The sequence below is a fragment of the Lentzea sp. NBRC 102530 genome (genome assembly GCF_030269365.1).
GTDB lineage: Bacteria > Actinomycetota > Actinomycetes > Mycobacteriales > Pseudonocardiaceae > Lentzea.
This window is the reverse complement of sequence record NZ_BSTF01000002.1, coordinates 354,144-366,770: the sequence shown is the minus strand read 5'-3', so window position 1 is coordinate 366,770 and position 12,627 is coordinate 354,144. Positions and strand designations below refer to the sequence as shown.

10 protein-coding genes are annotated in these 12,627 nt (G+C 67.9%); 6 read left to right on the top strand and 4 right to left on the bottom strand.

Annotation, left to right across the window (positions count from 1 at the left end):
* The first annotated feature begins 10 nt into the window (after positions 1-10).
* From QSK25_RS05210 to QSK25_RS05190, 5 genes are read left to right on the top strand one after another with little or no spacing between them, the layout of a single operon-like run.
* Positions 11-1,606 (top strand): FAD-dependent oxidoreductase, encoded by a 1,596-nt coding sequence (locus QSK25_RS05210; RefSeq protein ID WP_285633718.1) that lies wholly within the window; start codon positions 11-13, stop codon positions 1,604-1,606.
* A gap of 19 nt (positions 1,607-1,625) precedes the next feature.
* Positions 1,626-2,819, top strand: a complete 1,194-nt coding sequence (locus QSK25_RS05205) for an ABC transporter substrate-binding protein (RefSeq protein WP_285633715.1) — start codon at positions 1,626-1,628, stop codon at positions 2,817-2,819.
* Complete coding sequence (locus QSK25_RS05200; protein ID WP_285633712.1) at positions 2,816-3,703, top strand: carbohydrate ABC transporter permease; 888 nt, start codon at positions 2,816-2,818, stop codon at positions 3,701-3,703. The genes QSK25_RS05205 and QSK25_RS05200 overlap by 4 nt, the downstream gene beginning before the upstream one ends.
* Complete coding sequence (locus tag QSK25_RS05195; protein WP_285633709.1) at positions 3,693-4,511, top strand: carbohydrate ABC transporter permease; 819 nt, start codon at positions 3,693-3,695, stop codon at positions 4,509-4,511. Before QSK25_RS05200 ends, QSK25_RS05195 begins: the two co-directional genes overlap by 11 nt.
* Positions 4,508-5,398 (top strand): alpha/beta hydrolase, encoded by an 891-nt coding sequence (locus QSK25_RS05190; RefSeq protein WP_285633706.1) that lies wholly within the window; start codon positions 4,508-4,510, stop codon positions 5,396-5,398. Before QSK25_RS05195 ends, QSK25_RS05190 begins: the two co-directional genes overlap by 4 nt.
* On the opposite strand, the gene QSK25_RS05185 is transcribed toward QSK25_RS05190, so the two are convergent.
* On the bottom strand, positions 5,389-6,453 hold the full coding sequence (locus tag QSK25_RS05185; RefSeq protein ID WP_285633703.1) for a family 2 encapsulin nanocompartment cargo protein terpene cyclase: 1,065 nt from the start codon (positions 6,451-6,453) through the stop codon (positions 5,389-5,391). The two genes, QSK25_RS05190 and QSK25_RS05185, sit on opposite strands and share 10 nt — an antisense overlap.
* Positions 6,453-7,307 (bottom strand): geranyl diphosphate 2-C-methyltransferase, encoded by an 855-nt coding sequence (locus QSK25_RS05180; RefSeq protein ID WP_285633699.1) that lies wholly within the window; start codon positions 7,305-7,307, stop codon positions 6,453-6,455. The genes QSK25_RS05185 and QSK25_RS05180 overlap by 1 nt, the downstream gene beginning before the upstream one ends.
* A gap of 674 nt (positions 7,308-7,981) precedes the next feature.
* Between QSK25_RS05180 and QSK25_RS05175 the strand changes: the two genes are divergently transcribed.
* Entirely contained in the window at positions 7,982-10,720 is a 2,739-nt protein-coding gene (locus QSK25_RS05175; RefSeq protein WP_285633696.1) for a right-handed parallel beta-helix repeat-containing protein, read from the top strand.
* Between the two features lie 123 nt (positions 10,721-10,843).
* Here the strand turns inward: QSK25_RS05175 and QSK25_RS05170 are convergent, their stop codons facing one another.
* Together QSK25_RS05170 and zapE are read right to left on the bottom strand one after the other, a co-directional pair.
* A complete protein-coding gene (locus QSK25_RS05170) occupies positions 10,844-11,617 on the bottom strand; it encodes an ion transporter (RefSeq protein ID WP_285635234.1) in 774 nt (257 codons plus the stop codon).
* A 64-nt stretch (positions 11,618-11,681) separates the two neighbouring features.
* The gene (gene zapE, locus QSK25_RS05165) at positions 11,682-12,620 is read right to left on the bottom strand and encodes a cell division protein ZapE (protein WP_285633692.1); all 939 of its coding nucleotides are present in this window, start codon (positions 12,618-12,620) and stop codon (positions 11,682-11,684) included.
* Between the last annotated feature and the right edge of the window lie 7 nt (positions 12,621-12,627).

Below are 12,627 nucleotides of genomic sequence, written 5' to 3'. Positions count from 1 at the left end.
GAGGAATCTCTTGTCCCACAACCCTGACGTCGTCGTCATCGGCGGCGGACTCGGCGGCGTCGCCGCGGCCCTCGCGGTGCTGCGCGCCGGTCGCCGGGTCGTGCTCACCGAGGAGTTCGAGTGGCTCGGCGGGCAGCTCACCAGCCAGGCCGTGCCCCCGGACGAGCACAGCTGGGTGGAGCGCTTCGGCGTCACCGCGTCCTACCGGGCGTTGCGCGACGGCATCCGCGACTACTACCGCCGCCACTACCCGCTGACGCCGCGCGCCAGGGCGTGGCGTGAGCTCAACCCCGGCGCGGGCAACGTCAGCCGCCTGTGCCACGAACCGCGCGTCGCCGTCGCCGTGATCGACGAGATGCTCGCGCCGTACCGGGGCAGCGGTCAGCTCACGGTCCTGCAACCCGCGCGGCCGGTCTCCGCGCGCACCGACGGCGACCGGATCGTGTCGGTCACCGTCGAGCACAACGGATCCGAGGTCGAGCTCGCGGCGCCCTACGTCCTCGACGCGACCGAGACGGGCGAGCTGCTGCCGTTGTCCGGCACGGAGTACGTGACGGGCTTCGAGTCCACCCTGGACACCGGCGAGCCCAGCGCGCCAGAAGTGGCCCAACCGGCGAACATGCAGGCGATGTCGGTGTGCTTCGCGATCGACCACGTCGACGGGGACCACACGATCGACCGGCCCTCCCGTTACGACTTCTGGCGGGAGTACCAGCCTCCCTACTGGGGTGACCGGATGTTGTCGTTCCGCTCCCCCGACCCGCGCACGTTGAACATCGCCGAGCGCACGTTCACGCCGAACCCGGACGACGACCCGTTGTCCGTGCTCTCGGACCAGAGGCTGAGCGCGGGCGACAGCAACCTGTGGACGTTCCGCCGCATCGCCGCCCGCCGCAACTTCGTCGACGGCGCCTACGACAGCGACATCTGCCTGGTCAACTGGCCGATGATCGACTACTTCGAGTCGCCGGTGATCGACGTGCCGGACGCCGACGCGCACATCGCGGCGGCCCGCGAACTGTCGAGGTCCGTCCTGTACTGGCTGCAGACCGAGGCACCCAGGCCCGACGGCGGCACGGGATTCCCGGGCCTGCGGCTGCGCGGTGACGTCACGGGCAGCGCGGACGGGCTGGCGCAGGCGCCGTACATCCGCGAGTCGAGGCGGATGCGCACCGAGTACACGATCGTCGAGCAGGACCTGTCGCTGGCCGTGCGCGGCGACAAGGGCGCGGTGCAGCACGCCGACGCGGTGGGCGTGGGCATGTACCGCATCGACCTGCACCCGTCGACCGGCGGCGACAACTACCTCGACGTCGCGAGCTGCCCGTTCGAGATCCCGCTCGGCGCGCTCATCCCCCAACGCGTCGAGAACCTCCTGCCTGCGGGCAAGAACATCGGCACCACCCACATCACCAACGGTTCCCACCGGCTGCACCCGGTCGAGTGGAACGTCGGCGAGGTCGCGGGCGCGCTCGCGGACTTCTGCCTGGCGCACCGAGTCACCCCTCGCGCGGTGCGCAACACCCCCGCCCTGCTCGCGGACTTCCAGCACCGGCTGGAACGCGACGGGGTCGAGCTCCGCTGGCCGGACGTGTCCGGTTACTGAAAAGCCCAGGGAGACAAAGATGTCCAGGCTTCTCGCGCTTCTCTGCACCGCTCTCATCGCGTTGACCGCGTGTTCCGGCTCTTCGGCGCAGTCCGGGCCGAAGACGCTGCGGATGACCGTGTGGACCGCCAACGAGGCGCATCTCAAGCTGCTCAACGAGATCGCGGCCGAGTACAAGGCGGCGCACCCGGACGTCACCGAGATCAAGTTCGACTCGATCCCGGCCGACGGCTACACCACGACCCTCACCACCCAGATCGCCGGCGGCAACGCCCCCGACCTCGCGTGGATCCTGGAGGAGTCCGCGCCGGACTTCGTGTCGTCCGGCGCCCTCGCCCCGATCAAGGCCAAGGTGGAGAAGGCCGAGGAGCTCGTCCCGTCCGCCACGAAGCTGTGGGAGAAGGACGGCGAACTGTTCGCCTACCCGTTCTCGACCTCGCCGTTCGGCCTGTTCGTCAACACGGACCTGGTCAAGGACCTGCCGGCGACGTGGGACGAGGCCGTCGCCGCGGCGGCGGGCAAGAACCTGGTGCTGCCCGACTTCAAGTACCAGAACTGGGCGGTGCTGTCGGCGATCTGGCGCGGCTGGGGCGCTCAGGCCTGGAGCGACGACGGCAAGCAGTGCGGGTTCGCGAGCGCCGAGATGAAGGACGCCATGACGTTCGTCCACAAGGCGATCTTCACCGACAAGGCGATCCCCGGCCCCGGCACGACCGTGGACTTCTTCGCGGGCGACGCGGCGATGGCCATCAGCCAGATCTCGCGGGCGGGGGCGTTGAAGGACGCCAAGTTCGGCTGGACGCTGCTGCCGCTGCCCAAGGGCCCGAAGGGTGACTACGCGGTGATCGGCCAGGCGGGTGTCGGCGTGCTGAAGCGCTCGAAGAACGCCGAGACCGCCGCGGACTTCCTCGGCTTCTTCACCAACGCGGCCAACTCGGCGAAGCTCGCGCAGTTCTTCCCGCCGGTGCGGCAGTCGCTGCTCAACGCCGACACGCTCGCGAAGAGCAACCCGCTGATCAAGCCCGAGCAGCTGCAGTCGGTGGTGATCGACGGCATCAGCAAGGGCGTCGTGAAGCCGAGCCACCAGGGCCAGGAGGAGCTGAACCAGACGATCCGCGCGGCGCTCGACCCGCTGTGGAAGCCGGACGCGGACGTGTCCTCGGTGCTCGACGGCGTGTGCGCGAAGATCAAGCCGCTGCTGGAGCGCTCGTGACGTTCTGGACGTACCGCAGGCGCGACAACCTGGTCGGCTACCTGTTCGTCGCGCCTGCTCTGCTCGGCAGCCTCGCGTTCGTGCTGATCCCGCTGGGGATGGTCGGCTGGTACAGCCTCAACGAGTGGAACGTGCTCGGCGGCACCTTCGAGTTCATCGGCGGTGAGAACTACCAGCGCCTGCTGGCCGACGAGAAGCTGCGCGACTCGCTCGTCGCCACGGCCTGGTTCGCCGCCGGGCTGGTGGTGCTGAACCTGACGCTCGCGTTGCTGCTCGCCGTGCTGCTCAACCAGAAACTGCGCGGCACCACCCTGTTCCGCACGTTGTTCTTCTCCCCCGTGCTGGTGTCGCTGGTGGCGTGGACGCTGGTGTGGCAGCTCATGCTGCAGCCCGAGGGCAGCGTGAACGACCTGCTCGGCCTGGCCGGCGTCGACGGCCCCAACTGGCTGCGCGGCGAGTCCTCGGCGATGGTGTCGGTGATCGTCGTGCAGGTGATCAAGAACGTCGGACTGAACATGGTGCTGTTCCTCGCCGCCCTGCAAGGGGTTCCCGCGCCGCTGTACGAGGCGGCGAAGATCGACGGCGCGGGCGCGTGGACCCGGTTCACCCGCATCACCATCCCGTTGATCAGCCCGACGATCCTGCTCACGTCGATCATCACCATCGTCGGCTCGTTGCAGGTCTTCGCGCAGATCGCGGTGCTCACCCAGGGCGGCCCCGGCACGTCCACCACGGTGTTGATCTACTACCTGTACCAGCAGGCGTTCCAGTTCCACCACTTCGGCTACGGCGCGACGATCTCGGTGCTGCTGTTCGTCATCGTCGCCGCGCTGACGCTGGTGCAGTGGCGGATGCGCCGGAAGTGGGTGCTCCATGAGTCGTAAGGTCTGGCTGTACGGCCTGCTGTGCCTGCTGTGCGTGCCGTTCGTGTTCCCGACGTGGTGGATGGTCACGTCGTCGATGAAGCCGATCTCCGAGATCTTCTCGGAGTCGTTGCTGCCGTCGGAGTGGACGTTCTCGACGTACTCGACCGTGTTCAAGATGCAGCCCTTCGGACAGCAGTACTGGAACAGCCTCTACATCGCGGTGATCGTCACCGTCGGTACGATGGCGGTGGCTGCGCTGGCGGGCTACGCGTTCGCACGGATCAAGTTCCCCGGTCAGAACGTGCTGTTCGTCGTGGTGCTGACCGGGCTGCTCATCCCCAGCGAGGTCACGATCGTGCCGCTGTTCCAGCTGTTCCAGTCGTTGGGGATGACCAACACGCACTGGCCGTTGATCATCGTGCCGATCTTCGGGGCACCTTGCGTGCTGGCGATCTTCATCATGCGGCAGTTCTTCCTCGCGCTGCCGCCGGAACTGGAGGAGGCGGCCCGGATGGACGGCCTGGGGCGGGCCGGGATCTTCTACCGGATCGCGTTGCCGCTGTCCCGGCCCGCTCTGGGTGCGGTCGCGATCTTCACGTTCCTGCACTCGTGGAACCTGTACCTGGAGCCGATCGTCTACCTGTCCACCCCGGACATGTTCACGTTGCCACAGGCCCTGACCCAGTTCGTGGACATCTACGGTGGGCCCATGTGGAACGTCCAGCTGGCGGCGGCGACCATGACCGCCGTGCCGATCCTGGTGGTGTTCGTGGTGGCTCAGCGGCAGTTCATCGAAGGGCTGGCGCACACCGGGGTGAAGGGGTGATCGATCCGGAGATCGCCGCCGCGATGGACTTCCCGCTGACACCGCTGACGCCGGACCGCATCGGGTGGCGGCGGGCCAATGGCCGGGTGGTCACCGACGCCGAGCTCACGCGGGGCGGCGCGGTGACGTTCACCGAGCAGGACGCCGACGGCGTGCCGGTGCTGGTGCTCCGCCCGCACGGCGTCGCGAGCCCACCGGTTCTCCACGTCCACGGCGGCGGCATGGTCGCCGGAACCCGTCGCTCCGACCTGCAAGCCCTCTCGGAATGGGTGGCGGAGCTGGGCGTCACGCTGATCTCCCCCGAGTACCGGCTCGCACCCGAGCACCCGCACCCGGCACCCGTGCAGGACTGCTACCGAACGCTGACCTGGATGGCGCGCAACGGTTTCCCGGCGCCGGTCGTCGCGGGCACGTCAGCAGGGGGCGGGCTCGCGGCGGCGATGACGTTGATGGCGCGCGACCAGGGTGGACCGGCGATCCGCGGCCTGCTGCTGATGTGCCCGATGCTCGACGACCGGTGCGAGACCCCGTCCAGCCACCAGTTCCTGGCCGGCACGACCTGGGTCCGCACGTCCAACCTCACGGGCTGGACGGCGTTGCTCGGTGAGGCGCGCGGCGGTCCGGACGTCTCCCCGTACGCCGCTCCGGCCCGTGCCACCGGCCTGGACGGCCTGCCACCGACGTACCTCGACGTCGGCTCGGTCGACGTGTTCCGCGACGAGGTGGTCGAGTTCGGGTCGCGGCTCTGGCGCGCGGGCGGGGACGCCGAACTGCACGTCTGGCCGGGCGGTTGCCACGGGTTCGACCAGATCGCGCCGGAGGCCGCTCTGTCCCGCCGCGCCCGAGCCACGCGGATGGCGTGGCTCAGGCGCACGCTTCACTTGTAGCGCGGGTGCGTGGTGTGCCATTCGAAGCCGCCGCCCATCCAGGCCTTGGTGCCCTTCAGGAACCGGTGCAGTTCGGCGGAAGGCACCGCCAGCAGCGCCTTGTGCCCCGCCTCGAAGTCCCGCACCAGCTGGTTGTGCAGCTCCACGGTGCGTTCGGTCGCCTCGGCGATCGAGCACTCCCGGTCCGCCGCGATCTGCAACACCATGTTGCACACCGGTTTCTCGTCGGCGGCGTCCTTCTCCACCGACACCAGGTCGTTCACGATCACCGATGCCGTGCCCGCCGCGGTGAGCAGTTGGCGCACTCGGGGGTCGTAGTAGAGCGGCGCGGGTAGTTCGTAGCCTCCGACGGCGTCGATGAGCGTCATCGACGTGTAGAAGGTGTCGTGTTGGCGGGTTGCGAGGTATTGCCACGCGGGTGGGTAGTTGCCGGTGTGGCGCCACGCCGCGTAGGCGCCCCACGACACGAACATCGCGAACGTCGAGTAGCAGACGCGTTGCACGATGGTCGCGGTGGAGCGCGAGGTGAGGTGCGCGATGCCCGAGCGCAGGCCGACCAGCACCGGGTCGGAGGCGATGCGCTCCTCCAGTGCGGTGGTGAACTCGGCGGCGGGGGCCACCGGGTCCATCGCGGCCATCGCCAGGGCCAGGCGCGGGGGTAGTTCGGCTGGGATCGCGCCCATCTCGGTGTCGTCGGCGTAGAGGTCGTCGGCGGCCCACCACGCGGCGTTGAGACGTGCCGCGATCAGCAGTTGGTCGACGTCGTTCGTGTCGACGTGCGTGAGCACCGCCAGGCGGCCGAACATGCCGCCCAGGAAGCGTTCCGGCTCCTCGAAGCCGCACTCGTCCGCCCAGGCGACGAGGCGTTCGTCCACGGCGGCGGCCAGGAGCGGGTCCTCGCGTTCCAGCACCGGCACGTAGAGCGGTGGTGCGGTGCCGTCGCCCCAGGGACGTTCGGCGTAGCCCGGTTCCGGGGGGAGGTCCACGACCTCGGGCCGCCCGAGCCGGGCAGCGGAGGTGCCCAGCCCGGACGGCCCGGTGAGGAGGTCCTTCATCAGATGCGGTCCGCCACGATCAGGAGGTAGTGGAAGCTGCCTTCCTTGTACGCGGTGAGGAACGGGTCCTCCACGCCGGTGGCGACCGACGACTGGGCGCGCAGCTCCCAGTACGGGATCGTCTCCGGGGTCAGGTCGATGACGCTGATCGGCACGAAGCCGTTGTCCGCCAGCGCCCGGAAGTACTCGCTGCGCGGGTGGATGTTGCAGATGTAGTGCTGGTCGATCTGGCTGACGGCTCGCGAGCGGAGACCCGTCAGGTCGTTGGAGCAGCCGGTGATGCAGACGTAGCGGCCGCCGGGGGCGATGAGGCGCGCGAACTCGCCGTACAGCTGCTGGAGGTCCACGTACATCGTGGTCTCGTTGGTCCAGATGCCGTTGAACGAGCCGGTCTCGAAGCCGGTGTCGAGCATGTTCTTGAAGTGGAACTTCACGTCGTGCGCGACGCCGCGTTCCCTCGCCTGGTTGTTGGCGAACGCCACCTGCTCCTCGGAGATGCTGACGCCGTCGATGCGCGCGCCGAACCTCGCGTTGGCCATGAAGCTCGTGCCGCCCCGGCCCGAGCCGCCGTCCATCAGGTGCGGGTTCGCCGGCAGGTCACCGAACGCGTCGAGCAGCACCTCGGCCTGCGCGGTCTCCAGGCGGTGCATCTCCGCGATCATCACCTGGTCGCGGATGTCGGCGGGCGCCTCGAGGACCGCCGGGTCGTACTGGCCGAGCCCGTAGTGGTGGTGGTAGAGCCCGTCCACCTCGCCGAGCTTGATGTTGACCGGGTCCTTCTCCTTGTTCCAGTAGTCCGCGACGGAACGCTGGTAGTCGGTGCGCAGAACCGGCTTCACAGTGGGGCTCGCCATGACCTAGGTGGCTCCTGTTCGTTGAAACGCTCACTGCCGAACAGGAACAGACGATTGCAGCTGTCGGCCCAACCGGCGATCCGCCGTTCAGGCTTGGTTCGGCCACGAACGGGTGTGCCCGATACTGCATTTCGGTAGGCCCCATAACGCAGGCAAGCCCTTGGCTAGCCCCACTTTCGTGGGTTTCTGACGACCAACCGCATGACACAGGTCCCCGATATTCCACGCCGTCCGAAATGGGCGTCACCCGATCGTCGGAGCCGCGGGCGCCGACCGCGGCTGAGCCGTCCGGGGCACGAATCCAAAAATCCCGGTACTCCGACCCGAGGCCTCCTCACGTCCATCCGGGTCGCGACCGGACTCTCGGCCTCCCTCGATTCAGACGCGTGAGCTGGACCGTCGACTGTCCGAACAGGCAGACATTCGTCATTGAAAAGCATTGCAACATTACCCATTTCACGGACGTGAAAGTTTGACACACATCTAAACCATCGACTACAAAGAAATGGCCCCGACCTGCCACACGAGGGTAATCAATGACGAAAAGCTCCATACCCCTGCTCACACTCCTCTTAACCGGTTCCCTGGCCGCCCCTGCCGCCGCGGCGACCGCCGCACCTGCTCTGACAGGCCTGGACGTCTCGTCAGGCAACCGTCGTGCGCCTATTTCAGGTATGTACGACTGGTCGAAAGCGGGCTATCGCGGCAATGGCGTGCTGCCCGGAAACAACGAGGTGAATCCGAGCGCGGCCTGTCAGATCACGGCGGCCGAACTCGCGAGTCAGTTCAACGTCCGCCCGAACGACGCGGCCGACGACACGGCGGGGCTCCAGGCAGCGATCGACGCGATCAGGACGCAGTGCTCACCGGGCGCGAGCTACACGAGGCTCAGCACCATCACGCTGCCTGCGGGCCGGCTGGAGGTCTCGAAGGAACTGCACGTCGACGCCGACCACCTGATCATCAGGGGTGCCGGCGCGACCGCCACGAAGATCGTCTACACGCCGGACGCCGGCACCCGCTACGACGCGCTCACGCCGGACGGTTCCGACTGGGACGAGGACGGCATGACGTTCGGCCAGGGCAAGGGCGGCTGGCTGTGGCCGGGCCGCGGGCTGTTCCGGGTCCAGTCGCGCGGCGTGCACTCCAGCTACGCGAGCGACCACGCGTCGGCACCGGAGAACCGCAAGGACATCTTCGAGGGCACGATCAACGTGCACTGGAAGGCGGGTGCGAAGGTCTCCGCGGCCGCGAAGGCCGGTGACCGCACGATCAAGGTCGCGTCGGCGAGCACCATCAAGGCGGGCATGCTCGTCAACGTCCGCGCGGCCAACTCGGTCAAGTTCTACGAGCAGCAGTTCGCGAACGGCACCGAGTGGCCGTACCTGAACATGCACATGCGCCAGCAGATCTTCACCGTGGCATCGGTGTCGGGCACGACGGTCACGCTCGACAAACCGCTGGAGTTCGACGTCCCGGTCAACTCCACCTCGGACGGTTCACCGGCCATCGACGGGGCGGCGTACGACTCGAAGGTGTCGCCGCTGGTGGACCCGGTCCTCGGCGTCGGGTTCGAGAACTTCGGCTTCACGCAGGCGATGCCGGACCTCAACCCCGCCGAGGCCGTCAACAACTACGGCAACATGGCGCCCGCCGACGAGATGCACGGCATCGTGTTCAAGTGGGCGGCCAACTCGTGGGTGAGGGGCGTCCGCGCTGAGATGACCGGGTCGCACCCGATCGTCACCGAGGAGGCCAAGAACCTGCAGATCGTCGACAACCACCTCGACGGTTCGTGGAACAAGGGCAAGGGCGGCAACGGTTACTTCCGCGGTTCCCGCGTCTGGGACTCGCTCTTCGCCGGCAACACGTCGCGCAACCTGCGCCACTTCACGTTCCAGTGGTCCGCGTCGGGCAACGTCGTGGTGGGCAACGACTTCGACTCCGACCTGAACCTGCACGGCGGCTGGGAGCGCAACAACCTGTTCGAGAACAACAGCGTCAAGATCTCCTACGCCCACCGCTCCGGCAACTGCCGCGCCAACTGCGGTGAGGAGGGCGGCGGCGGGCCGGACGACTCGAACTGGTTCCCGATCTGGTGGGGCGCCGGCCAGAAGGCCGTCAAGTGGTCGGGCGCCTCGGGCCCGCGCAACGTGTTCTTCAACAACGGCATGACGAAGCAGCTGTCGACCGGTGGTCCGTACGACCCGTTCTACAGCGAGCAGGGCCGCGTCTACCAGTTCGGCTGGAGCGGTACCGCCTACCAGCACCTCGACGTCGGTGGTACCCCGATCGCGGACTGGGCGAAGAACGAGCAGCGCGACTACACCAGCGGCCACGGCCTCGACGCGACCAGGACGGACTCGGCGAAGTCGTTGTTCCTCAAGAACATCCCGGCGAACTTCGCCGCGGGGTCCACCGAGGACGACTTCGGCGCGCGGGCCACGGTCCCGGTCGCGAACGCCGACCAGCTGAAGGCCGCACTGGCGGGCGCGAAGCCGGGCGACACCATCCAGCTCGCCCCGGGCACCTACCGCGGTGCGTTCGTCAGCCAGAAGGCCGGCACGTCCAGCAACCCGATCACGCTCACCGGGCCGTCGTCGGCGGTGCTGGTCAACGACGGCCCGTCCGGCACGGCCCCGTCCTGCCCGGTCCCCACCTCCGGCTGGGACTCGGGTTACGGCTTGTGGTTGTACAACGCGCCCTACTGGAACATCAAGGGCATCACGATCGCGGAGTCGAAGAAGGGCATCGTCCTCGACAACTCCCACCACGTGACGATCGACGGCGTCACCGTCCGCAGGACCGACGAGGAGGGCGTCCACTTCCGCCGCAGCTCGGCGGACGGCGTCATCAGGAACTCCACGATCACCGACGCGGGCGTCGTCACCAAGGACTACGGCGAGGGCGTCTACATCGGCTCCGCCAACTCCAACTGGAAGTGCCACGGCAACTCCGGCGGCGTGGACAAGTCCGACCGCGTGCAGGTGCTGGGCAACCGCATCGGTCCCGGCGTCTCGGCTGAGCACATCGACGTCAAGGAGGGCACGCAGGGCGGCCTGATCAGCGGCAACACCTTCAACGGCACCGGCATCTCCGGCGCCAACTCGGCCGACTCGTGGATCGACGTCAAGGGGTTCGGTTACCGCATCGAGAACAACACCGGCACGTTCACCTCGCCGGGCACGTTCAAGAACGGCTACGAGACCCACAACCCGAGCACGACCCCGTCGTTCGGCAACGGCTGCGGGAACGTGTGGCGCGACAACAGGTCGGACCTGGGCAACGTCGGCGAGTACGCCGTGTACGTGTCATCCACGTCGAAGTGCAAGGCCAACCCCAATGTCGTCTACGCCTCGAACACGGCCGCCAAGGCCAGGAAGGGCGTGTCGAACATCCCGGTCACCCCGTAGAAGGCGGGGGTTGCAGGGATCCCGATCGGTGTACGGCGGCGTCGCCGATCGGGATCTCTGGCAGGACGCGGAGCCCGCACCCTTGGTGGGGGTGCGGGCTCCGCCGCGTCTTCGGGTGTCCTGTCAGGCGGTCTGCCGCATGGCCCGCACTTCCTCGCGCAGCGCCTTCACCTCGCGCAGCAGCAGGTCGTCGTGCGCGGCGGACCGAGGTGCCGGCAACGTGATCTCCTCCTGCATCGCGCTGCACACCACCGCGATGAACAGGTTGAGCATCGTGAACGAGCCGACCATCAGGTAGATGAGGAAGAAGATCCACGCGAACGGCTTCTGCTCCATCAGGTCCCGCATCACGTCGGACCAGCCGTCGCCCGTGGTGATCTGGAAGAGCGTCAGCAGTGTCGGGCCGAGCCCGGTGAAACGCGGGTCGCCGGTGTCGCCGAACAGGTTGCTGGCGATCACGCCGCCGACGTAGACGAGCAGCACCAGCAGGCCCGACAACGACACCAGGCCCGGGATGGACCGGACGAGCGCGGTGACGACGCGGCGCATGCTCGGCACCATCGCGACGAGCCGCAACGCCCGCAGGATCCTGAGGCTGCGCAGGACGGAGAGCGGCCCCGCCGTCGGGATGAGCGCGATGGCGACGATCACGAAGTCGAAGACGTTCCACGGGTCCTTGAAGAACTTCCAGCCGAACGCGTACAACCGTGCCGCCAGCTCGGCCGTGAAGATCGCCAGTGCGGTGTGGTCGATCACCGTCAGGGCCGGTCCGAACTTCGCGTGCAGAACCGTGGACGTCTCGGCTCCCAGGGTGATCGCGTTGACCACGATCACCGCGACGATGAACATCTGGAACCGGTTGCTCTCCACGAGCGAGCCGACGCGGGCGCGCACCATCTTCACTTGCTGCTCCTACGACAGGGGTTTTGCTACCTATCGGCGGTGGAGCGGGGCCAACTGTTCACCCGGTCGTGTTGATCAGCTCCAGGCGGCTGGCGGTGCGATCGAGGTCACGCACCTCGCCGCCGAGGATCTCGGCCAGCGAGTGCTCACTCACCACCGTCAGCCTCACGTCGGCGTCGACCAGCACGTCCACGACGTTCGAGAATCGTTGCCGCGCCTCGCGATCGCGGTGCTCGAGCCGTGGCACGCCAGTGATCACCCAGTCGTCGTACCGTTGGACTAGCTCCAAGTAGTCCTGCGTCGAGGTCGGTTTCTCGCACAGGTCGCCGAAGTCGAACCAGACCTCGTTCCCGTCGACGGCGAGCGCGGTGATCGCCCGGCCGTTGACGTCCAGTTCGACGGGCGGCCCCGGCGATGTCGCGACGCGGACGATCGCACCGGTCTCGAACCGCGAACGCGGCGCCCCGTGCAGGTGCCGGTAGTCGGTGGCGCCGTCCAGTGGGACGATCTCCATCATCTGCTTGATCAGCGCGATGCCCGGCAGGAAGTGGTCGTGGTAGAGCGGGTTGGGCAGCAGCCCGTCCGGCGGGTAGTTGGACGTGGCGATGATCATCACCCGGCGCTCTTGGAGCTCCTCCAACAACCGCGTCATCAGCATCGCGTCGCCGACGTCGTGCACGTGCAGCTCGTCGAACGCCAGCACCTTCGCCCGGCCGACGAGTTCCTTGACGGCCTTCGCGGCGGCTCCGCGTTCGTGCAGCCGTGCCGAGATCCGGCGGTGCAGCTCCTGGAAGAACGAGTGGAAGTGCACCCGCTTCTTGGGCCCCGGCACCACCTCGAACAGGGCGTCGGCCAAGAAGCTCTTCCCCCGCCCGACGGGCCCGTGCAGGTACACACCCCTGCGCCGCCCTTGGAGCTCCTCCAACCGTTCGACGGCCGCTTGCTGCGCGACGTCGAGCACGTACCCGCTGGCCGACACCCGCTGCCGAAGATCCACAATTACC

What these genes read in the sequence shown, in the direction of transcription:
- QSK25_RS05205 (WP_285633715.1), top strand. Translation starts at nt 1,626, where the DNA reads ATGTCCAGGCTTCTCGCGCTTCTCTGCACCGCTCTCATCGCGTTGACC.
- QSK25_RS05195 (WP_285633709.1), top strand. Translation starts at nt 3,693, where the DNA reads ATGAGTCGTAAGGTCTGGCTGTACGGCCTGCTGTGCCTGCTGTGCGTG.
- QSK25_RS05185 (WP_285633703.1), bottom strand. Translation starts at nt 6,453, where the DNA reads ATGAAGGACCTCCTCACCGGGCCGTCCGGGCTGGGCACCTCCGCTGCC.
- QSK25_RS05180 (WP_285633699.1), bottom strand. Translation starts at nt 7,307, where the DNA reads ATGGCGAGCCCCACTGTGAAGCCGGTTCTGCGCACCGACTACCAGCGT.
- QSK25_RS05175 (WP_285633696.1), top strand. Translation starts at nt 7,982, where the DNA reads ATGTACGACTGGTCGAAAGCGGGCTATCGCGGCAATGGCGTGCTGCCC.
- QSK25_RS05170 (WP_285635234.1), bottom strand. Translation starts at nt 11,617, where the DNA reads ATGGTGCGCGCCCGCGTCGGCTCGCTCGTGGAGAGCAACCGGTTCCAG.